The sequence below is a fragment of the Ensifer sp. genome (assembly GCF_035999135.1).
In the GTDB taxonomy this organism is placed as follows: Bacteria; Pseudomonadota; Alphaproteobacteria; order Rhizobiales; family Rhizobiaceae; genus Ensifer.
Window position 1 is genome coordinate 14,728 of record NZ_DASYGZ010000148.1, and the last position, 20,632, is coordinate 35,359.

Annotated in this window: 17 protein-coding genes; 11 read left to right on the plus strand and 6 right to left on the minus strand. The window is 63.0% G+C overall.

Features of this window, described 5'->3' with window-relative positions:
- Positions 1-38 precede the first annotated feature (38 nt).
- The 3 genes from VGO12_RS19460 (at position 39) to VGO12_RS19470 (ending at position 2,273) form a co-directional block, all read left to right on the plus strand.
- Positions 39-1,022: an ABC transporter substrate-binding protein gene (locus VGO12_RS19460; RefSeq protein ID WP_327514404.1), complete on the plus strand. Its 984-nt coding sequence runs from the start codon at positions 39-41 to the stop codon at positions 1,020-1,022.
- A 9-nt stretch (positions 1,023-1,031) separates the two neighbouring features.
- Positions 1,032-1,802, plus strand: coding sequence for an ABC transporter ATP-binding protein (locus VGO12_RS19465; RefSeq protein ID WP_327514405.1), 771 nt, complete (start codon positions 1,032-1,034; stop codon positions 1,800-1,802).
- A gap of 171 nt (positions 1,803-1,973) precedes the next feature.
- Positions 1,974-2,273, plus strand: a complete 300-nt coding sequence (locus VGO12_RS19470) for a hypothetical protein (RefSeq protein ID WP_327514406.1) — start codon at positions 1,974-1,976, stop codon at positions 2,271-2,273.
- Between the two features lie 35 nt (positions 2,274-2,308).
- On the opposite strand, the gene VGO12_RS19475 is transcribed toward VGO12_RS19470, so the two are convergent.
- Positions 2,309-3,331, minus strand: a complete 1,023-nt coding sequence (locus VGO12_RS19475; protein WP_327514508.1) for an LLM class flavin-dependent oxidoreductase — start codon at positions 3,329-3,331, stop codon at positions 2,309-2,311.
- A gap of 327 nt (positions 3,332-3,658) precedes the next feature.
- On the opposite strand from VGO12_RS19475, the gene VGO12_RS19480 reads away from it, so the two are divergent.
- From VGO12_RS19480 to VGO12_RS19490, 3 genes are all read left to right on the plus strand, one after another.
- Complete coding sequence (locus VGO12_RS19480; RefSeq protein ID WP_327514407.1) at positions 3,659-4,069, plus strand: hypothetical protein; 411 nt, start codon at positions 3,659-3,661, stop codon at positions 4,067-4,069.
- A 306-nt stretch (positions 4,070-4,375) separates the two neighbouring features.
- Positions 4,376-6,079, plus strand: coding sequence for an amidohydrolase (locus VGO12_RS19485; RefSeq protein ID WP_327514408.1), 1,704 nt, complete (start codon positions 4,376-4,378; stop codon positions 6,077-6,079).
- A 143-nt stretch (positions 6,080-6,222) separates the two neighbouring features.
- On the plus strand, positions 6,223-7,161 hold the full coding sequence (locus tag VGO12_RS19490) for a LysR family transcriptional regulator (RefSeq protein WP_327514409.1): 939 nt from the start codon (positions 6,223-6,225) through the stop codon (positions 7,159-7,161).
- Between the two features lie 114 nt (positions 7,162-7,275).
- Here the strand turns inward: VGO12_RS19490 and VGO12_RS19495 are convergent, their stop codons facing one another.
- From VGO12_RS19495 to VGO12_RS19505, 3 genes are read right to left on the minus strand one after another with little or no spacing between them, the layout of a single operon-like run.
- Positions 7,276-9,108 carry a carbamoyltransferase gene (locus VGO12_RS19495; protein ID WP_327514410.1) on the minus strand — a complete coding sequence of 611 codons (1,833 nt, stop codon included), beginning with the start codon at positions 9,106-9,108 and terminating at the stop codon, positions 7,276-7,278.
- Between the two features lie 11 nt (positions 9,109-9,119).
- Positions 9,120-9,269 (minus strand): DUF5989 family protein, encoded by a 150-nt coding sequence (locus tag VGO12_RS19500; RefSeq protein WP_327514411.1) that lies wholly within the window; start codon positions 9,267-9,269, stop codon positions 9,120-9,122.
- 48 nt (positions 9,270-9,317) lie between these two features.
- Positions 9,318-9,749, minus strand: a complete 432-nt coding sequence (locus VGO12_RS19505) for a hypothetical protein (protein WP_327514412.1) — start codon at positions 9,747-9,749, stop codon at positions 9,318-9,320.
- 496 nt (positions 9,750-10,245) lie between these two features.
- On the opposite strand from VGO12_RS19505, the gene VGO12_RS19510 reads away from it, so the two are divergent.
- The 5 genes from VGO12_RS19510 to VGO12_RS19530 all read left to right on the plus strand — a co-directional run bounded on the left by VGO12_RS19510 (position 10,246) and on the right by VGO12_RS19530 (position 15,925).
- A complete protein-coding gene (locus VGO12_RS19510; RefSeq protein WP_327514413.1) occupies positions 10,246-12,054 on the plus strand; it encodes a sensor histidine kinase in 1,809 nt (602 codons plus the stop codon).
- A complete protein-coding gene (locus VGO12_RS19515) occupies positions 12,015-12,695 on the plus strand; it encodes a response regulator transcription factor (protein ID WP_327514414.1) in 681 nt (226 codons plus the stop codon). The genes VGO12_RS19510 and VGO12_RS19515 overlap by 40 nt, the downstream gene beginning before the upstream one ends.
- Positions 12,696-13,043: 348 nt before the next feature.
- A complete protein-coding gene (locus VGO12_RS19520) occupies positions 13,044-13,520 on the plus strand; it encodes a hypothetical protein (protein ID WP_327514415.1) in 477 nt (158 codons plus the stop codon).
- 63 nt (positions 13,521-13,583) lie between these two features.
- Positions 13,584-14,819, plus strand: coding sequence for a hypothetical protein (locus VGO12_RS19525; protein ID WP_327514416.1), 1,236 nt, complete (start codon positions 13,584-13,586; stop codon positions 14,817-14,819).
- Between the two features lie 53 nt (positions 14,820-14,872).
- On the plus strand, positions 14,873-15,925 hold the full coding sequence (locus VGO12_RS19530) for an SGNH/GDSL hydrolase family protein (RefSeq protein ID WP_327514417.1): 1,053 nt from the start codon (positions 14,873-14,875) through the stop codon (positions 15,923-15,925).
- An 88-nt stretch (positions 15,926-16,013) separates the two neighbouring features.
- Here the strand turns inward: VGO12_RS19530 and VGO12_RS19535 are convergent, their stop codons facing one another.
- Both VGO12_RS19535 and VGO12_RS19540 read right to left on the minus strand, forming a co-directional pair.
- Complete coding sequence (locus VGO12_RS19535) at positions 16,014-19,001, minus strand: autotransporter outer membrane beta-barrel domain-containing protein (RefSeq protein WP_327514418.1); 2,988 nt, start codon at positions 18,999-19,001, stop codon at positions 16,014-16,016.
- A gap of 231 nt (positions 19,002-19,232) precedes the next feature.
- Positions 19,233-20,627: an FAD-dependent oxidoreductase gene (locus tag VGO12_RS19540; RefSeq protein WP_327514419.1), complete on the minus strand. Its 1,395-nt coding sequence runs from the start codon at positions 20,625-20,627 to the stop codon at positions 19,233-19,235.
- Positions 20,628-20,632 lie beyond the last annotated feature (5 nt).

Here is a 20,632-nt window from a genome sequence, read left to right on the forward strand (position 1 = left end):
CCTCCGCTTTACGTCTTCTCTTCGGAAAGGAAATCGAAATGACCTTCCATCCCCGCAATCTGCTGCTCTCGGTCACGCTCGCTTTCGGGCTCGCCGCCCCTGCGGCTGCCGCTGACGACGTCAAGCTGCGCTTTCTTGCCAGCCAGGGTGGGTTGTCGGCCCACGAATTCGCCCAGGAACTCGGCTACTTCGACGGAACCGGCATCACGATCGAGAATGTCGGCTATGCGACCGGCGGCCCGGCCTCCCTGATCGCGCTCGCCTCGGGCGACGTCGAGATCGGCAGCGCCGCCACCTCGGCCGTGCTCAACTCGATCATCAGCGGCAACGACTTCGTCGCCGCCTATCCGTCGAATGGCATCAATGACGAGGTCCAGTCGATCTTCTATGTGCTTGAAGACAGCCCGATCAGGAGCATCAAGGACATCGCCGGCAAGAGCATCGCCGTCAACACGCTGGGCGCGCATCTCGACTATACCATTCGCGAAGCGTTGCATTCGGTCGGCCTGCCCTCGGATGCGGCCAACCAGATCGTCGTCCCGGGTCCCCAGCTCGAACAGGTCCTGCGCTCCGGCCAGGTCGATATCTCGGCCTTCGGCTACTGGCAGACCACCTTCGAGGGGGCTGCGCGCAAGAACGGCGGTCTGCGTGCCGTCTTCGACGACACGGATGTGCTCGGGGATATCGCCGGCGGCTTCGTGGTGCTGAGGCGCGACTTCGTCACGGCGCATCCGGAGGCGGCGAAGACTTTCGTTCTTCAGTCGGCGCGCGCGCTCGACTATGCCCGCGAGCACCCGGAGGAGACCAAGAAGATATTTGCGAAGGCGCTGAAGGAGCGTGGCGAAAATCCAGAGATCGCGCAGTATTTTCGCGGCTACGGGGTGCGGGCCGGCGGCCTTCCGGTCGATCATGACCTGCAGTTCTGGATCGACGTTCTGGTGCGGGAAGGCAAGCTGAAGCAGGGGCAGATCGCACCCAAGGACGTGCTCTTTGCCGTCGATGCTCCGGCAGCCAGCAACTGAGGACCGGTCATGAGCGCTCCCAGGGAACCCCGCCGTGGAGATGTGGCGATCCGCCACCTCACCAAGACCTACCGCCTGAACGGTGCCCCGTTGCCCGTTCTGAAAGACATCAACCTTGATATCCGGCCCGGTGAAACGCTGGCGATCGTCGGCGCCAGCGGCTCCGGCAAGACGACCTTGCTCCGGGTCCTGGCGGGGCTTGAGGACGCGGACGCCGGCGAGGTCAGGATCGACGGCAAGACGGTTCGCGGTGTCGGTGCCGAGCGCGCCGTCATCTTCCAGGAGCCGCGCCTGCTGCCGTGGCTGAGCGTTCTCGACAATGTCGGCTTCGGGCTGGAGACGCGCGGCCTGTCGCGCAACGAGGCCCGCAGTCGGGCGAAGCACTATGTTGAGCTCGTCGGCCTGCAGCAGTTCGAGCATGCCTATCCCCGGCAGCTCTCCGGCGGCATGGCTCAACGTGTCGGTATCGCGCGCGCGCTCGCCGTCCAGCCCGAGATCCTGCTTCTCGACGAGCCGCTGGGCGCGCTCGACGCCATGACCAAGATCAGCATGCAGCAGGAGCTTGCCCGCATCTGGCGCGACGAGGACGTCACGACGGTGCTCGTGACCCACGATCTCGAGGAGGCGATCTATCTTGCCGACCGGATCCTGATCCTGCCGCGCGAAAAGGGCGGCGAGCCGCGGCTGATCGAAATTGACCTGTCGCGCCCGCGCGATCGCAGCGCGCCGGAGTTCGTCCGCCACCGCGAGGAGCTCTTACGCGTCTTCGGGCTGCATTGACGCACGCGGCGAGCGACGCTGCTCGACGTGCCAATCCGCGGGACCGGCGGGCGACAATGCCCGGTGACGGAACGCTTCGCGCGGTCGGACGTTATGCGTTTTCCTGGAGCCTGAGCGTGCCTCGCATTTCGGGAGGCGTGCACAATGGCGAACGGAGAGAGGAGCAGCGCCATGAAAATTCACGCGAAGATATCATTGGCTGCATTTGCCGTCGCGCTGGGCGCATCGGCGACCCCGGCCATGGCTGACAATTACTACTACGAGCCGGCCCCCGGTGCGGTCTATGTCGATCCGATGCCCACCGGCAGCGTCTACATGGAGCCGGTGCCGATGGGCGGTCCCTATGGCTATGTCTACCGTCCGCCGGCACAGACCCTGGGCGACGAACGCGAGCGCTACACCAATGAATATTGGGGTGGCGGTGAAGGCGATTACTACCAGGGGATCGCGCATCCGGCGCCCGTTCCCTGAGCCGACATCCGTTCTCCAGACCTGACCGCCGGCCGCTATCGCCAGCCGAGAGCCGGCGCGACATGCGTCAGGAACGCCTCGATGACGTGGGCATTGTAGTCGACGCCAAGCTGGTTCGGCACGGTCAGGAGCAGCGTATCGGCCTCGGCGATCGCCTCGTCCTTGGCCAGCTGCTCGGCAAGCACGTCCGGTGACGCGGCGTAGCTGCGCCCAAAGATTGCCCGCGTCTTGTCGTCGATGAAGCCGATCTTGTCTTCCTGGTGGTTGGGGCCGCCGAAATAGGCGCGATCGCGATCGTCCACCAAAGCAAAAATGCTGCGGCTGACGGAAACGCGCGGTTCGCGCGCGTGTCCGGCCGCCTTCCACGCCTCGCGGTAGGCGCGGATCTGGTCGGCCTGCTGGACATGGAAGGGAAGGCCGGTTTCGTCATCCTTCAATGTCGAGCTTTGCAGGTTCATGCCGAGCTTCGCCGCCCAGACGGCCGTGGCGTTCGAGCTCGCGCCCCACCAGATGCGCTCTCTCAGCCCATCCGAATGCGGCTCGACACGCAGCAGGCCCGGCGGGTTGGGAAACATTGGTCGCGGATTTGGCTGGGCGAAGCCTTCGCCACGCAGCACGTCCAGAAACACTTCCGCATGGCGCCTGGCCATGTCGCTGTCGCTCTCGCCCTCGGCCGGCTGGTAGCCGAAATGGCGCCAGCCGTCGATCACCTGTTCGGGAGAACCGCGGCTGATGCCCAATTGCAGCCGTCCGCCGGCAATGAGATCGGCAGCCCCCGCGTCCTCGGCCATATAGAGCGGGTTTTCATAGCGCATGTCGATGACGGCGGTGCCGATCTCGATCCGGCTGGTCTTCGCGCCGATCGCCGCCAGCAGCGGGAAGGGCGAGGCGAGCTGGCGGGCAAAGTGATGGACCCGGAAATAGGCACCGTCGGCACCCAGCTCCTCGGCGGCGACGGCAAGGTCGATCGACTGCAGCAGCGCGTCGGCTGCCGATCGCGTCTGGGACTGCGGCGACGGTGTCCAATGTCCGAAGGAAAGAAAGCCGATCTTCTTCATGGTCGTGTCGCCCTGTCCGGTAAAGCCGGTCGCTTCATGACACGATTCCGGCTTGCGATACAGGCGGCGGTCGGTGACTTCGGCGTGAACGCAGGTTTGAGGCGCCGTGATCGGCCAGGGAGGCGTTCCGTCACGCAGCGCCTGGAAATCCGGCGTTTTCGCCTGTGATGGTTGAGGCCCGGGGCAGTTCTCGCGCGGCGATACACGCAAGCTTTCTTTTTTTTTCGGGCAACGGAACCGCGGTCCCGCTGGCGAGTTGCAGAGACGGCGATCTCTGTGCGGAGGGGCTCGTACCGCGGTCGCATCTTCGGATCAGGAGAGACGACGATGAAGCATCAAACGATTGAGCAGTTGCAAGAGCGTGCCGAAATCCGTCCCGATCCCGCCATGACGAGAACGGAACGGCTCCAGCGTTGGGCCGAACTCCTGGAAAGCAATCCCGGCCGCCGGCTGGGCACGCTTTCCGGTACCGAACATGCATCTGCCGCCGTCAGGCACACCATGCAGGTGAGTGGCTCGCCGATGACCGTCGCCTTCGAGGATACGCAGTTGCGCCTTGCGGGCCTTGGTGACGACAGCTACGGCGAGGCAAAACGGTTCTTCGAGCTCTCGGACCACCAGTTGCACGACATCGTCTGCGACTGCAATTTCGGCAGTTCCGTCCGGGCGGCCTATGCCGCCAGGCGGGTGCGCGCCGCGATTGGCCTGTGGCCGCGCCTCAAGGCGCTGTTTACCTGAGCCTGAACGGCCCCAGACAGGGAAGAGAGGGCGCTTGCCCGAGCTTCCCTGACGTTTCAAGTTGTCTCTGCCTGCGGCAGATCCTGGTGATTGCCGCGGTAGGATCGGACATGCGTGCGCGTCGGTATCGGCCCGGTCAGGCCGACCGGCGCCGTACGGCTGGATTTTTTCCCAGGATCCTCGTCGCCCGCGCCAACCTAGCCCGAAGGCGTATACGCTGCATCCTCGACTTCGAGCATCATCCTTCAACGCCGGTGTCGCGGCTCGCCGGGGGTGGAGGGATGCAGTCGCGAGAGGAGAGACTTGATGACACTGGCAGCAATTACGCGGGCGCTGGGCGCGACATCGATCCTGGCGATCATGGTTGGCGCCGGCACGTCGGCATGGGCGGCCCCCGATCTGATCGTGCTCAACGGCGATGTGCGCACCGTTGATGCGGGAAAGCCCAAGGTTCAGGCCTTCGCCGTCGAGAACGGCAAATTCATCGCCACAGGCAGCAATGACGAGATCAAGGCGCTGGCCGACGCTCAGACGAAGGTGATCGATGCCGGCGGCAAGACCGTGACGCCGGGCTTTATCGACGGCCACACCCATCTGACATCCGGCATGGACATGGTGACCGGTGTCGATCTCTCCTACATCCCCGACAAGAAGACCTGGCTCGAAAACATCAAGGAGGCCGACGCACGGCTGCCGAAGGGCGTCTGGCTGATGGGGGGCGGCTGGGACTACACGCTCGGCGAAGGCAAGCTGCCGACCAAGGAGGATCTCGACGCCGTGGTGCCGGACCGCGTCGTCATCCTGCGCGACATCGACTTCCATTCCTACTGGGTCAATTCCAAGGCGCTCGAGGTCGGCGGCGTCACCGCAACGTCGAAGGTCGCGGAAGGCGGCGAGGTCGTGCTCAACGACAAGGGAGAACCGAGCGGCATTCTGCTTGAAAGCGCCGGCGATCTCGTCGAGAAGCACCGGCCGGCGGTTGCCGATGCGGAGCGGCGCGAAGCCCTTTTGAAGACGATGAAATACGCCAACAGCCTCGGCATCACCGGCGTCAACGACATGTCCGATCTCGCTGCCGTGCACGACTATGCGGCTATCCTTGCCGAAAAGAAGTTGCCGCTGCGCGTCTGGTACGGCTTCTTCGAGGGCGATCCGAAGAAGATTGCCGGCGCCGTCAAAGACCGCGCCGAGGTCGACAAGGTTGCCGCAGACTCCGGTGAACAGGAGAAGAAAGGGCCGCTCCTGAAGCTCGGTTACACCAAGTCGGTGATCGACGGGGTGCTGTCGACCCGCACGGCCTACATGCATGAGGACTATTCCGACCAGCACGGGTGGAAGGGCAAGCCGTTCGAAACCAAGGAGCAGCTCGCTGCCGCCATCAAGGCATCCAACGAAAACGGCTTCCCGACAGCGGTGCACGCAATCGGCGATGGCGGCGTCAGCCTCGTGCTCGACGCCTTTGCCGAAGCCTCGGTGCCGCGGCCGCAGCCGAACCGCATCGAGCACATCGAGGTGGTGGAGACCAAGGATATCCAGCGGTTCAAGGACCTCGGCGTCGTCGCCTCGATGCAGCCCAACCATGCGACCGGCACGATCGGCAAATACATCACCGAGCGGATCGGCACCGACCGGGAGCCGCGCGCCTATGTCTGGCACTCGATGCTCGATGCCGGTGTGCCGCTGGTGTTCGGCTCGGACTGGCCGACGTCGCCGCTGAGCCCGCTCGCCCAGATCAACGACGCCGTTTTCCGCGAAAGCCCGTTCGGCCTCGGCGACGGGCCGTGGCACCCGGAACAGGCCGTCACCTTCGATCAGGCGCTGCATGGCCTCACGCAGGCGGGCGCCGACATGACGCCCTGGGGCGGTGAGATCGGGTCGATCAGCGAAGGCAAATGGGCCGACTTCGTCGTCATCGATGGCACGTTGCCCGATCCGCTTGACCGCTCGATCCGCGAACGCAAGGTCGAAGCGACCTATTTGGCCGGCAACGAGGTCTATCGCCAGCCCTGACAAGCATCCACGGACAATCAGCGATCACCGACCGGCGCCCCCTTGGCGCCGGTCGAATTGCCTAAAATCACCTGGCTTAGTGCATGAAAATACACAATAATTGCGCTTCACTTGGATCTTTCTCAAGGTAAAGGCGCTGAGGAATGGCACTGGACCAGTTGGATGTGAGGCTGCTTCGCATCTATGTGACGATCGTGGAGGCGGGGGGATTCGCGGCGGCGCAAGGGGAACTCAACCTGTCGCTCTCGACCATCTCCAATCATATTTCGGCGCTCGAGGGCCGTCTCGGCCTGACGCTTTGCCAGCGCGGGCGGTCCGGTTTCCGCCTGACGGAGGAAGGGCGCGCGGTCTATGAGGAAGCCAAGCGGCTGTTCGGTTCCATCGATCAGTTCGACCTGCGCATGAAGGGGCTGCAGCATCAGTTGAACGGAACGTTGTCGATCGGTCTCATCGACAACACGCTGTCGGATCCGGCGTCCTGCCTCAATGCCGTCTTTGCCCGGATGACGGACGAAGCGCCGGAAGTGGCGCTTTCGATCGTCACGCGCCCCCCGCACGAACTGCTACGTGACGTGATTACCGGCGATCTCCATGTGGCGATCGCCAGCTTTCCACGCACCACACTCGGGCTGGAATATATCGATCTCTACGAAGAGACCCAGCGCTTCTACTGCGGAGCCGGGCATCCGCTGTTCTCGCGCCCCGACAGCGAGATCGAGATCGACGACATTCGCTCCTACAACCTGATCGGCCGATCCTACTGGAACGCCCGCGACCTGAAGATCTTCTCGATCGCCAACCCGCGCGCGACCGTCAGCGACATGGAGGCGGAGGCGCGGCTGATCCTGTCCGGGCGATATCTCGGCTATCTGCCCGATCATTTTGCCGGCCGTTACGTCGAGGAGGGCCTGCTGCGGCCGATCCGGCCTGATCTCTTCAGCTACAGGGCGCCGTTCCAGGCGGCCTTCGACAAGGCGCGCGCAAAGTCGGGACTGATCCCGTTTTTTGTAAAGCTGCTGACGCGTGAATTTGGCGTGCGACAATCGTCTCGCAGCGCGCCGCGCATGTCCGCCGGCCGTTAACAAGCTGGTTCAACCGGGATCCGTGCGGGCAAAGGTGCAAGCACAAAACGCCAAAAGACGCCCAGGAAACCGGTTTCCGGAGCGTCCTTCGGCCCATCGAGATCGTACGGCTGACTAGTCGAGCTCGAAGTTTTCCTTGTAGTCCTGCTTCAGGTGCGCCGGCTGGTCTTCCTTCTTCAGCACGCAGTTGCCGACGACAAGCCGTTCGATCTCCGTACCCATGAAGCAGCGATAGGCGTCTTCCGGGTTGCAGACGATCGGCTCGCCGCGCACGTTGAAGCTGGTATTGACGAGAACCGGGCAGCCCGTCCGTGCCTTGAAGCGTGTCAAAAGCTCCCAGTAACGCGGATTGGTTTCGCGGTGCACCGTCTGGATGCGGGCGGAATAATCGACATGCGTCACCGCCGGAATCTCGGAGCGCGGCACATTCAAGAGGTCGATGCCGAACAGGTTTTCCTGCGGATGGTTGGCATGCAGGCGGCGGCTTTCCAGCACATCGCCGACGAGCAGCATGTAGGGGCTGTCCTTGTCGATGTCGAACCAATCAGCGACATCCTCGCGCCTGACCGATGGTGCGAAGGGCCGGAAGCTCTCGCGGTACTTGACCTTGAGATTGAGCATCTTCTGCATCGTCGGCGAGCGTGCGTCGCCAAGGATGGAGCGCCCGCCGAGTGCGCGTGGACCGAACTCCATGCGGCCCTGCATCCAGCCGACGGCCTTTTCCTCGGCCAGCGCCGAGACTGTGGACGAGGTGACGTCCTCGTCCGACAGCACCTCGAACTTGGCGCCGGCAGCGGCAAGCCGCTGCTCGACCTCGCCCTGCTCGAAGGCCGGTCCGAGATAGGACCCGGACATCGCATCGCCGTCCTTGGGCGTGCGTGTGCTTCCGAGGTATTCGTGCCAGACGGACAGTGCCGCGCCAAGCGCCCCGCCCGCGTCGCCGGCGGCAGGCTGGATCCAGATGTCGTCGAAGATCCCGGCTTTCAGCAGCTTGCCATTGGCCACGCAGTTGAGTGCGACGCCGCCGGCAAGGCAGAGATTCTTCTCGCCCGTCTGGCGTCTTGCAAAGCGGGCGAGCCGCATTACGGCCTCTTCGGTCACGGCCTGAACCGAGGCCGCGAGGTCCATTTCACGTTGCGTCAGCGGCGATTCCGGCTTGCGCGGCTCGCCGCCGAAGAGATCGTGAAAGGCCGGCTTGGTCATTCTGAGGCCGGTGCAATAACCGAAATAGTGCTGGTCGAGACGGAAGGAACCGTCTTCCTTGAGGTCGATCAGATTGTCGAGGATCGTCTGGGCAAAACGCGGGCGCCCATAGGGGGCAAGCCCCATGACCTTGTACTCGCCCGAATTGACCTTGAACCCGGTGTAATAGGTGAAGGCCGAATAGAGCAGGCCGAGGGAGTGCGGGAAGTGCACTTCCTTCAGGAAGTCGAGACGATTGTCGCGGCCATGGGCGAGCGACGTCGTGCACCATTCGCCGACGCCGTCCATGGTGAGGACCGCCGCCGAGGAGAAGGGCGAGGGAAAGAAGGCGCTTGCCGCGTGGGACTGGTGATGCTCGGTGAAGAGCAACGATCCGTCCCATTCCTTCTTGCCGGCTAGCTTGCCGAGATCCTTGCGCAGCATCTTCTTCTGGAAGAGCTTTTCCTTGATCCAGACCGGCATTGCGACGCGGAACGAACTGAAGCCGTGGGGAACGGTCGCAAGATAGGTCTCGACCAATCGTTCGAACTTCAGGAACGGCTTTTCGTAGAACACGACATGATCGATGTCGTTCATGGTGCAGCCCGCTTCCGCCAGGCAGTATTCGATTGCCCGCGCCGGAAAGTCGGGATCGTGTTTCCGGCGCGTAAAGCGTTCTTCCTGGGCGGCGGCAACGATCCGCCCGTCCTCGACGAGCGCAGCCGCGCTGTCGTGGTAAAATGCCGAGATACCGAGGATCCGCACGATGGGCCGCCTCAGAACAGCGTATAGATGAAGGGGGCGACAGCCGTTCCCTGCGTCAGTACCACCAGGGTCCCGAAAATGGTCGTCATGATCAAGATCGGCAGCAACCAGTATTTCTTACGGTTGCCCATGTATGAGAGGAGTTCCTTAGCAAGGTCCATTTTCGTGTCCTCTGTCCGATACAGTAATGGTTAGGTTCTTCAAAAAATTCAGAACTGGTTTTTCATCGTCGCCTCGGCCGCGCCGGCCTCTGGCTTGTCGATCCAATAGGTCTTGGCGTTCCTGTCGAACTGTTCGCTCAGCGCGTCATTGCCGCGCAGCCGGAGATAAAAGCCGATCGGCACGAAGGTCGTGACGTAGATCAGGAACATCACAACCGGATTGACGATCTTGAACAGCACGAGGCCGAGCTTCATCCAGAGATGGTTGGCACGTGTCAGGCTTGACGGTGCGACCAGGGCCAGGATGACGAGTACGGCGCCGATCAGGCCAAGCCCGCCAGCGATCACCGTCACCTCGGAATGTCGCCACGCTTTTATGATCGCGATCGCGAGCAGGATGCCGCCGACGGTGTAGCCGAAGCTTCTGTTCGAAGGCCCTTCCAGGGGCTTCTCATGCAGTGGTCCGTGAGAAATACTCATTGCTATCCATCTCAAAGCGGTTAGCTAAAAATACGCACAATCTTCACTGTGCCGAGATTTGAAAACGAATTAGTAATTTATATTGAGTGAATATGAGCGGCAAACGCCCAGTTTGGTCAATATGCCAATGGATATAGACCGTCATATACCGTTCGTTTTCTTGGCTGCTCATGCTGAAATCGGGGACTTATTGAGGACTGGGCGCGGACGCTTCCAGTGTTCCGGGCTGGCCTTCGGGACGAGCGAAGATGAGGCGGGCGCCGATCGCGTCCTAACCTTGGATATACTCGCGGTCGAATGCAATTGAGCGCGTGACGAGACAAGCGTATGCTTGCGACACTTGAGAAGGTAAGCGTTTTAGCGGCTCCAGGATCTGCGCTGGCCATATCGTTGAAGATGCGGTTGTCTCAGCCTGGCGGTCGACACTTTGTTCATTCTGGATCGTCGCGCGCATCATGTTAGCGTTCCGCGGGTCGGCCGAAGGCGGAGACAAGGCATGAGGCTGGAGCCGTCAGACCGTTTCAGCGCCCGGCGCTTAGGCCCGGCGGGCGCCTTCCTGCGGCAGCCGCCGCGACCGTCCGTCGACGGCGACCAGGCTTCGGGTCGCAAGGTCTGGGCAAACACCTTCCGCGCCCGATCCGACAAGGTGATCGCCGTCGGGCGCATCCTGCTTGCCGCCGGCAGCGTCTGGATCGCGTGGCTCGATTCCGCGCACGTTCCCTTGCCGCCCGAGCCGATCTATTTTCTTCTGTACGGCTATCTGTTCTACGCGGTCGCAGCCGCCTTTCTGGTCTGGCGCACGGAGATTTCGCGGGTCCGCGGCACGCTGGTGCGCCATATCATCGATGTTGCGGCCCTCGCCACGTTCATGTCGATGACCGACGGTCCGGCCAGCCCGTTCTTCATGTTCATGCCGTTCACACTGCTGTCGGCGACCCTGCACTGGCGCTGGCGCGGGGCGCTTTATACCGGCCTCGTCTGCTTTGCGGCGTTGCTCTACCTCGGATACTTCGACAGCAGCGACCTGCTCGACCCGGATTCGGACACGACGACCAACGCATCGCGGCTTCTTTTCATCTTCGTGGCGGCAGCCTTGCTGGTGTGGCTCGGCGCGCACCAGGAAGCCGTCAGGGCCGAGCTGTTGCGCCTTGTTCAGCGAACGCCGGCCCAGCCGAGGGGGCGCGAGTGGCCGGCACGCGCCGCACTCGATTATGCCGCCCATGTCATGCTGGTGCCGCGCGCACTGCTGTTGTGGACCGACGCCGAAGAACCCTGGACCTATGTGGCGGTGTGGACGGAGGGCGAGCTCGAGGTCATCCAGATGCCTCCGGACGCCTTCGGCTCCTGGACGGACGAGAAACTGCAGCGCAGCAGCCTGCTGATCTCCGACGCTGCGAGCGGTCGCCTCCTTATCCATGTCGGCGAGGGGCGCTTTCATCAATGGGCCGACGCCGACCCACCGATCTCGCCTGCGCTGGTCGAAACTTTCAAGATCACGTCCGCGGTCTCGACCTATTTCCAGGTCGACGATCTCCAGGCACGCCTTTTTGCTCTGGAACCGCCTGCGCTCACGCTGGACGATGTCGCCATCGCTGAGATCATTGCCGACCGCGTCAAGGCTCTGTTCGAACAGGCCATCCTAGTGCGGCGGCTGAGTGACGAGGCGGCGGTGGATGAGCGCATCCGCATCGGCCGCGACCTGCATGACGGGGTACTGCAGGCCCTTGCCGGCACCGCGCTGCATCTCCAGTCGCTCAGAAAGCTTACCGACGTGCCGCCGGAGGTCCTTGCCGAGCGCCTCGACACGATCCAGGCCATGCTGCAGGACGAGCAGCGCGAGCTTCGCGGCTTCATCCGTGCCCTCGAGCCGGGCGGCAACCTGCAGGTCGCCGGTGAAATGCATCTCGAACGGCAGCTCGAGGCGCTGGCGGCGCGGCTGAGGCAACAGTGGCAGATCGACGTGTCAATCGCGTTTGATCCGCCGTCGGGCATCGACCTGCCGCTGGCGCTCACCTACGAGCTCGCGCGCATGACCTCTGAAGCGACTGCCAATGCCGTGAGGCATGGCGAGGCGCAGACGGTCCGGATCGTGGTCCGGGTTGACGACGGTTCGATCGTGTTGACGATCGACGATGACGGCATCGGTTTTGGCTACGGTGAGCGCCTCGATCATGCCGAGCTGGAGCGGGAAAAAATCGGACCCCGCAGCCTGCGTGAACGCGCGGCTGCGCGCGGTGGAAAACTTGCGATCGAAAGGATAGCGGAATGGACACGGGTCGTCGTCATGCTGCCGATGCCGCAGTGACACTGCGTGCAATCGTCGTCGACGATCACCGGATCGTTCTCGACGGGCTGCGTCGCCTGATCGAGACCGTGCCCGGCTGGCAGGTGGTCGCGACCTGCGAGCGCGCCGACGATGCGCTGCAGATCCTCGCCGAACAGGCCGTCGACATCGTCGTCGCCGACCTGCGCATGCCGCAGATGGACGGGCTCGAATTCATCCGCCGGCTGCGTAGCCACGGACAACGGATCGCCATCATCATCCTGACCGCCGACATCGCCGACAACCAGATTGCCGAGGCCATGAAGCTTGGTGTGAACGGCATCGTGCTCAAGGAGCAGGCGCCCGATACCCTGCTCGATTGCATCGATGCGGTGGCCGCGGGCAAGACCTATTTGCAGGATCAGGCGCTGAGGTCCGCGCTTGACCGGATCCGCATTCAGGAGACCGTACACACGCCCGGGCTCGACCTTTTGACCCAGCGCGAAATCGAGGTATCGCGCCTGGCGGCCTCCGGCATCCGCAGCAAGGAGATCGGCGCCAAGCTCGGCATTTCTCCCGGCACCGTCAAGCTGCACCTCCACAGCATCTACAGCAAGCTCGGCATCTCGACGCGCGTCGAACTGGCCAACCTGGCAAGCCGGCTTCCGAAAAGCACCTCGTGAACTCCCCGAAAAAAGCGAGCGTTGCGCGCTGAGGCGGGCAACGCTCGCTTCTGACCTTGCGCAAGGCACCGGCTGGTCACACGGCAGGGCCCTTCCATGTCGTCGCTCCAGCCGGTTGGTGGCGGTCCCAACCCGCAATCATGCGCAAAACAATCGAAGAAAGTGGCTCGGAGTATATCCATCTGGATATATTCAGGACGGGAATCCTGAGATAGAGTTCAAATTGTAAGGCGTCTCCGACAGAGAAGTGCGAACCTCAGAAGCTCATGTCGCTGTATAAAAAATCGATAAATGTTGTCGTAATCAAAAAATTATTCTCGGTGTTCTTCTCTGTTTTGGAGAGCCACTATGCATGTTCAAAGTGTTATTGAAATAGCCGAAACGGACGGTCGGCTTCCGGTCGAGATAATCATAAAGGGTTATCGTTTGAGCCAGAAGCAGCTTACCGTCTTCATCTTGAATGAGGTGACGCCGGCGGCGGTCAATCGTGTGCTGGATCCCGTGGTGCCGACGTTGCCTCTTCTCATTCCAGGTGTGCTGTACGTCAAAATCTCCGACGACGCCCGTGTGCGCGAGGCGGTGGCGGCCGCCGACGTTGTCTACGCCGCGACCGCCATGTTCCGGGATCTTCTGACCGGCTACGGGGTGCTGCCCTGCCTGCTGCGGTCGATCGAATTGCTGAGGCCCGACGCCTCCAAGCGCATCAGGCTTTCGAAATCCGGCGAGCTGAAGCGTGCAGCGACGGCGGCCAAGGTTCAAAGAAGGACAATTACCTATCTGGCCAGTCTGGCGCGCTCGTATCTTCGCGAAGCCGGAAGCGCCTGATCAGAACAAAGCGACGTAACCCGTAAGTGACTTAACAAGATCGCAAATCAGGTGTCCTCCAACATGTCCCGAAAAGTCGAAAGCCAGGACTCACTCAACAATCCGACCGCCTCGCCTTCCGATTTCATCGGGCAGGACAAATCGGCGGGCGTTTTGCAACGCGTGCGCCGTTCGCGCAATCTCGCCGGTACGATCGATGGCTTGATCATCGTCGTCTCGGGCCTTGTCGCCATTCTCCTGTGCGAGATGCTTCTGCGCTTCGTGCCAACTCTGCAGCTTCCGGTCGGCGAAGGCGAGTACGTCTACTGCGGCGTGCCGCGGGCGCGGCATCAGCCGCACGCCCTCTATGGCTACACCGAAATACCGGGCAACAGCTATTTCGAGCGCTTCAGTCCGCTCGACCCTTGGAACCGTGTGCAGATCAACAGCGACGGCTTCCGCGACAATGCGGTGGGCGCCGGGGCGCCCGTGATCGTTCTTGGCGATTCCATGGTGCGTGGTTCGCTCGTCAAGGAAAGCGAGACCTTCAGCTCGCTCCTGAACGCCTGGCATCCGCAGCTGCTCTTCAAGAATTACGGCACCGGCGGCTACGGTCAGCCGAACGAGATCAGGCTTTACGAGGATAAGGGCCGCGTCATTCCGCACAAGCTGGTCGTCGTCGGCCTTTCTCTCAGCACCGATATCGAGGACAACGCCGAGCGCGCCGTGCTGACGCCAACGTCTGCGGAGATCACCGTCGAGCCGGCCGGCAGCGGTACGAAGAAGCCGAGCCTTGCCCTGCAGGCGCACCTCTATCTTTGGCAGAACAGCAAGCTTTACAACTGGTTCTATTCGACGCTTCTGAGACCCTATGTCGGTGACCGGGCTTCCAGGCGCGACATGGGCCACGCCATCGAACTGACGCGACGGCTGTTCGCGCGCCTTGCCGACGACGCCCGCGAAAATGGCGCCGACCTGCTGGTCGTGGTGCTGCCTGGCTGGGCGGAGCTCGCCGGCCGTGACGACGGTCTGGAGCCGGAAAAGCAGCGCGAGATGATCAATGCATTCGCGGCCGCGACGCCGGGTGTCTATGTGGTCGATCCGACTGAAAAGCTCGCCGCCAACGACCCGATGAAGACCTATGGCATCGGCGACAAGCATCTTTCTCCGCTCGGGCATTTCCTGGTGGCAGAGACGGTTGACGAGTGGCTGCTCAACACCTGGAGCGGCGGCAAGGTCCTGGCGGTTGGCAAACACGAATTCGTAAAATCCGCTCCGGTCGAGCCCGTTTGCACGCAGGTTTCGCAGGCCGGATCATAATGGTGGGGCTGAAAGGAAGACAGATGAATTCCCATGCATCGCGAGCCGTTCAAATGGAACAGAACAGCGTACCAAGGTCCTCCGTGCTGAAGCGCGCGCTGCTCGCCATTCTTGCCGCCGGCTTCAGTCTTGCCCTCTGCGGTCTGATGATCGAAGGCCTGGCGAGAACCGTGTTCGACAACGGCATGGATTTTGACCTTGAGATGTGGAAATACGCCCGCGACCTCAAGCGCGTCAGCGCCGAGCCGGCCATCGGCCACGAGCATATTCCGAACGCCAGCGGGTTCTTCATGGGCGTGCCGGTCAGCATCAACTCGATCGGACTGCGCAACAGGGAAGTGCCGCCGGTTGCCGATGGCGCCGTGCGTGTGATGATGCTTGGAGACTCTCTGACCTTCGGCTGGGGCGTGAAGGAAGAGGACACGCCATCGAGACTGCTGGAGACCGTGCTCAATGGCGCGGCCTCGGGTGCGCGCAAATACGAGGTCATCAACACAGGCGTCGGCAATTACAATTCGCAGATGGAAGTCGCCTATTTCCTGACCAAGGGATACACGCTGAAGCCGGACGTCGTCGTCCTCAACTATTTCATCAATGATGCCGAGCCGACGCCGCGCAGACACAAGGTCGGGTGGGGGGAATATTCCCAGGCCTACGTCGTGCTGGCTTCGGCGGTCGACAAGATCTCGCGCATCTTCCTCGGTCGGGCGGACTGGAAGGCGTACTATCGCGGCCTTTATGAAAATGGGCAGCCCGGATGGAATGACGCGCAGGCGGCGATGCAGCGGCTTGCACAGTACTGCAAGGAAAACGGCATCAAGCTCGTGTTCGTCAATTATCCCGAGCTGCACGAACTCAAGCAGTATCCCTTCCCGGAAGTGACCGGCGCTGTAGAAAAGATTGCCGCAAGCGAAGGCGTCCCCTTCCTTGATCTGCGTCCGTCGGTCGAGGATCTCGTGCCGGAGACGCTCTGGGTGTCGCCCGCGGACGCGCATCCGAACAGGACCGCCAATGAACGCTTCGCCGGTGCGATCGCACAGACGCTGACCCAAGCCTATCCCGACCTCTTCGCCAATACGGCCTCCGTCGCCACCGTCGGCAAATAAACGGCAGTCGGAGACGCCCGGGTTCGAACGGGCTTTAACGGCGCCGCGGCCTGTTGACCGCGGCGCCTCTTCATTGCGGCAATGCGCTCTAGAAATTCACGATCAGGTTTGCCCGCCCCGCGTTGGATTGCACCCCGTTGCCGAATTCTCCGACATAGGTCAGCGCCAGCCGGGCGGTGTCTGAGAGCCTGGCGGAAAAACCCGCTTCCACCACCAGCGCGTCGCGCGCCACAGGCACGCCGGCGATGGTGAAGGGGCTGGTGTCGGCAAGGATCAGCCGTGATGACGGCGTCAGGTCGCCCATGCCATGCCGCCAGCCGATGAGGCCGGACGCCGCAATCGGCAGGTCGTCCACCGGCAGGTCCGCCCACCAGCGCAGGCCGATTGTCGTGACCGCCAGTTGGTCGGTCGCATCGTCCGCCGACAGGGCCGCGGCGCCGCCCGTTTCCCGGAAAGCGTTGGTGTCGAGCCTGATATAGGCAAGGTTCGCAAACGGCTGAAGCCGCACTTCGTCCGCCTCGAGCGTCCAGGAGAGATCCGCAAAAACCTGCGTGACGGTGCTGTCGTAGTCAGCGGTCAGCTTGTCGGAGAAGGTGCCGAAGGAAACATCGCGCCGGGTCGATACATCGTTGTGCGAGTAGATCGCACCGGCTGCAAGGTCGAGTGGCCCGATCGGCCCTGAGGCATAGAGCCCGGCGTGGTAGGCATCCACGCTTGCCTCCGGCTGAAGCGCGAGATGGCTGTAGCCAAGAATGCCGCCGAGCCGCCAATCGTCGGAAGCGATCCAGTCCGCACCCAGGATGACACCGTTTGTGCGCGCATCGATCCCTGTTGCGTTGCCATCGCCGGGCAAGCTGCCTGAGGCGGCAAAGCCTGCCGTCCAGAAGACGCCATCATCCGATGGCGGCAATCGGTACGCGGCGGCAGTGCTGGTCCGCTCGAGGATGGCTTCCCGCGGAAAGCGGCTATCCCACAGAAGCTGGCTTTTGACCGAGGCGTGCACCTCACCCGTCAACTGCGGAAACGCCTGGCTGGCGGTTTCGTCATCCAGTGACACGACGGCCAGAAACAACGGGTTCGACGTTCCCAGCGCCTCGACAGCGTTGGCAACGGCGCGTGTGTTTGCCGTTTGCGCGAGGTCGGCGAAGGCGACAGCGTTCCGATCGAGCCGGAGGTCGATGCTGGTCAAGTTGTAGGTCAAGGTCGGCGACAGGAACGCGAGGTTGTTGTTCACTTCGCCAAAGGCGCCCGTGACGCTGCCAGCGGTCAGGATCGTGTAGGACGTCGTCGGCGCATAGGTGCCGCCCGCGGCTAGTATGTCGAGTCTCGCGCCTTCGATCACCAGCCCGCCCGAAACGGCAAGCCGGTCGGACAGCCCGGTGGCATCGACATCGACCTGATAGGCCGAGCCGGATCGCAGCGTCAGATCGCCATTGACCGCGACCGTTGCGAAACCCGGGCCCGGCGCGATCGTGCCGCCGGCATTGACGGTCATCCCCCCGACGATGCCGCTGCCGGAAAGCAGTCCGCCATCGAAGACGTCGATCTTGCCCGCGATCGTCCCCTGATTGACAAGCTCGCCGCCGGCGATCGTCGCTCCGCCACTGATCGTACCGGTGTTGGAAAACATCCCGCCGGTGTTGGCAAGCGAAGCGATCGTCCCGTCGTTCGAGGCGGTTCCGGCATTCGTGACCGCAGCGGCAACCGCGCCGCTGTTGTTGGTGAAGGTGCCGCCTGCGCCGACATCGACGTCTGCAAGTTCGGCGTTGTTGACGACAGTGCCGCCGGCGACCATCGTCGTGCCGGTCACCTGGCCGCCGCCGTTGTTGGTGAACGTCCCGGCGTTGTTCCGGAGCGAGGCAACCGTGCCGGCGTTCGAGACGGCCCCGGCGTTCGTGATGTTGCCGGCCGTGGCGCCGCTGTTGTTGACGAAAGCCGCAGCGGCGGCGACGTCGGCATCCGTGACGACGAAATTGTTGGTAACGGTTCCACCCGCGACCGTGGTCTTGCCCGTGACCGTGCCGCCGGCGTTGTTGGAGAAAGTCCCGCCCGTGTTGGTCAGGGCGGCGATCGTGCCTGCGTTCGACGCGGCGCCGCTGTTGGTGACGGAGCCGGCCGTCGACCCGCTGGTGTTGGTGAACGTGCCCGCGGTGCCGACGGATACAGCGCCGAGCTTGGCGTTGTTGGTCACGCTGCCGCCCGACACGGTCGTTTCACCCGTCACTTCGCCGCCGAAGTTGTTGGTGAAGTCGCCGGCATTGTTGCGCACCGAGGCGATCGTGCCCGCATTTGTCACCGTGCCGGCATTGGTGACATTGCCGGCAGTCGCGCCGTTGTTGTTGACGAAGGTGGCCGCGGCCTCGACGTCGGCATCGGTCACGACGAAGTTGTTGGTGACCGTGCCGCCCGCAACGGTCGTCTTGCCGGTGATCGTGCCGCCGGTGTTGTTGGTAAAGTTGCCGCTGGCGTTGGTGAGCGACCCGAGCGTGCCGGCATTGGAGGCCGTGCCGGCATTGACCGTTGCACCGGCAACCGCGCCGCTGTTGTTGACGAACGTGCCGCCGGCCGAAACGTTGACGCCGCCGACGGTGCCGTTGTTGCTGAGTGCCGTCGCCGTTCCGACGACGGCACTGTCGAGTGTCCCGTTGACCGAGACGTTGCCGCTGTTGAGGTTCAGATTGCCGTTGAGATCGCCGTCGATCGACAGGGCGCCGCCGTTCAGGTCGACGTCCGAATTGAGCACGCCGCCTGCATTGATGCTGATGCTGCCGGACGTCAGTGTGCTTCCGTCAGTGACGGTGAGCGCCCCGGTATTGGTGATCGTGACATTGCCGCCATCGACCCCGAGCTGGCGGATCGTCGGATCGGCCGTCACCTGCGGAGAGCCGCGGTTCACCTCGGCCGCATCGTCCTTGCCGGGCAGGGCAGGGGTCCAGTTTGCGCCGTTGCTGAACTCGTTGTCGCTGTTGCCGGTCCAGACCGATTGGGCAAGCGAAGGGATGGTCAGCGCAAGGGAGGCCAGTGCCGTGAAAAGGCCGAGACGCCGGGAGTGGACCGCAAGCGGTGTTGTTCGCATGGATGGCACCGAGGCTCACAAACGCTCGCGAATCAGCCAGCGGGATTGATGACCTCGGGTATCTAATCATGGTTAACAATTTGCTACCACAGCTGGCGCGGCGGCCGCTCGGTGAAAGGGCGCGCGATCGCCGCATCGGCGGCAAGGGGCCGGATCGACGTGGCCTGCTGCCGCCGGACGTCGCGGTTCTCCATCACGCCCGGCGGTCAGTTTGCGGCGGATTGGCCGGTATCAGCTGAGAGGAAAGCCCATGGCGGAGACCATCTTCAGCCACGGTCTGCGCCAGCCGCCGGATTTGTCGGCGGTGTCGAGCGCATACATGGTGATCTGCGCGCCAAGCCAGCGGAACGGTTCGGGCGGAATGGCGTTCGGCAGGCTGGTGGCGAAGTCGAGCCGGCTTTCCGGCGTTTTCGAGCCGTCAAGGATATCGAGTGCGATGCGGGCGCCGAAGCGGGAGGCCGATACGCCGAAGCCGGAGTAGCCGCCGGCATAGACGACCTTGTCGGCGAAGTAGCGCTGGAAATGCACGGCCATGCGGGTGCTCAGATCGATCGGACCGCTCCAGGCATGGCTGAAGCTTAAGTCTTCAAGCTGCGGGAAGGTGTCGAAGAAGGCGGCTGCCAGCGGCTCGTAGGTATCGAGTTCCTTGTCGACCGACGGGAAAGGATCGCCGGCAAAGGCATAGGCAAGGCGCCCGCCGAAGATGATGCGGTTGTCCTTGGTCAGCCGCATGTAGTTCATCTGTGTGCGGGTGTCGTAGACGCCCTGCCGATGGTTCCAGCCGATCGATGCCATCTGCGCCGCCGAGAGCGGTTCGGTCGCCAGCACCCGATCGCGAACGGCCACGACCCGGTTCTTGATCTTCCTGTGTCCGGAGGCAAACGCGTTGGTGGCGAGCAGGACCTTCGGTGCGGTGACGCTGCCCGAGGGCGTCGTTGCCTTCATGCCGTTGCCGAGATCTTCAAGCCCGGTCAGTTCGGTGTTTTCGAACATCTGGACGCCGAGGGCGAGCGCCACCCGCTTCAGCCCAAAGGCAAGAAGGGCCGGATGCACGGTTCCGCAGATGTGTTTCGACCAGACGCCGGCCTTGTAACGCGGCGAGCTGATTTCCGTACGCACGGCGTTTTGGTCGAGGAACACCGCCTGGTGGCCGTATTTCAGGTGGAGTTCGTGCTCCTCGTGCAGCGCCTCGATATGGGCGTCGTCGACGGCGACCGTCAGTTCCCCACCCCATTCGGCATGACAGTCGATGCTGTGTTCTTCAAGGGTCTGCAGGAAGCCGTGCATGTTGTCCTGGCCGAGCTTTTCGAGCGCGGCGATGTCCTTCGGAAAGATGCGCACGGCGTTGGACAGTCCGTGCATCACCGAGGTCGAGACCACGCCGCCAGGCCTGCCCGAGGCGCCGTTTGCGACCGAACCCTTCTCGATCAGGACGACGTCGATTTCAGGCTGGCGCTGCTTGGCCTGGATGGCGCCCCACAACCCGGTAAAGCCGCCACCGACGACGACGAGGTCAGCCTTCAGATGGCGCGACAGTCGCTCCGTGGGCTCGGGCGCATCCGGCCGGTCGAGCCAGAAAGGCGTCATCTTCACATCCGCAAGTGCTTTGCTTCTTACCTTGGTCATGGGGA

What these genes read in the sequence shown, in the direction of transcription:
- VGO12_RS19540 (WP_327514419.1), bottom strand. Translation starts at nt 20,627, where the DNA reads ATGACCAAGGTAAGAAGCAAAGCACTTGCGGATGTGAAGATGACGCCT.
- VGO12_RS19515 (WP_327514414.1), top strand. Translation starts at nt 12,015, where the DNA reads ATGGACACGGGTCGTCGTCATGCTGCCGATGCCGCAGTGACACTGCGT.
- VGO12_RS19505 (WP_327514412.1), bottom strand. Translation starts at nt 9,749, where the DNA reads ATGAGTATTTCTCACGGACCACTGCATGAGAAGCCCCTGGAAGGGCCT.
- VGO12_RS19510 (WP_327514413.1), top strand. Translation starts at nt 10,246, where the DNA reads ATGAGGCTGGAGCCGTCAGACCGTTTCAGCGCCCGGCGCTTAGGCCCG.
- VGO12_RS19490 (WP_327514409.1), top strand. Translation starts at nt 6,223, where the DNA reads ATGGCACTGGACCAGTTGGATGTGAGGCTGCTTCGCATCTATGTGACG.
- VGO12_RS19485 (WP_327514408.1), top strand. Translation starts at nt 4,376, where the DNA reads ATGACACTGGCAGCAATTACGCGGGCGCTGGGCGCGACATCGATCCTG.
- VGO12_RS19520 (WP_327514415.1), top strand. Translation starts at nt 13,044, where the DNA reads ATGCATGTTCAAAGTGTTATTGAAATAGCCGAAACGGACGGTCGGCTT.
- VGO12_RS19525 (WP_327514416.1), top strand. Translation starts at nt 13,584, where the DNA reads ATGTCCCGAAAAGTCGAAAGCCAGGACTCACTCAACAATCCGACCGCC.
- VGO12_RS19460 (WP_327514404.1), top strand. Translation starts at nt 39, where the DNA reads ATGACCTTCCATCCCCGCAATCTGCTGCTCTCGGTCACGCTCGCTTTC.
- VGO12_RS19480 (WP_327514407.1), top strand. Translation starts at nt 3,659, where the DNA reads ATGAAGCATCAAACGATTGAGCAGTTGCAAGAGCGTGCCGAAATCCGT.
- VGO12_RS19475 (WP_327514508.1), bottom strand. Translation starts at nt 3,331, where the DNA reads ATGAAGAAGATCGGCTTTCTTTCCTTCGGACATTGGACACCGTCGCCG.
- VGO12_RS19530 (WP_327514417.1), top strand. Translation starts at nt 14,873, where the DNA reads ATGGAACAGAACAGCGTACCAAGGTCCTCCGTGCTGAAGCGCGCGCTG.
- VGO12_RS19465 (WP_327514405.1), top strand. Translation starts at nt 1,032, where the DNA reads ATGAGCGCTCCCAGGGAACCCCGCCGTGGAGATGTGGCGATCCGCCAC.
- VGO12_RS19500 (WP_327514411.1), bottom strand. Translation starts at nt 9,269, where the DNA reads ATGGACCTTGCTAAGGAACTCCTCTCATACATGGGCAACCGTAAGAAA.
- VGO12_RS19470 (WP_327514406.1), top strand. Translation starts at nt 1,974, where the DNA reads ATGAAAATTCACGCGAAGATATCATTGGCTGCATTTGCCGTCGCGCTG.
- VGO12_RS19535 (WP_327514418.1), bottom strand. Translation starts at nt 19,001, where the DNA reads ATGCGAACAACACCGCTTGCGGTCCACTCCCGGCGTCTCGGCCTTTTC.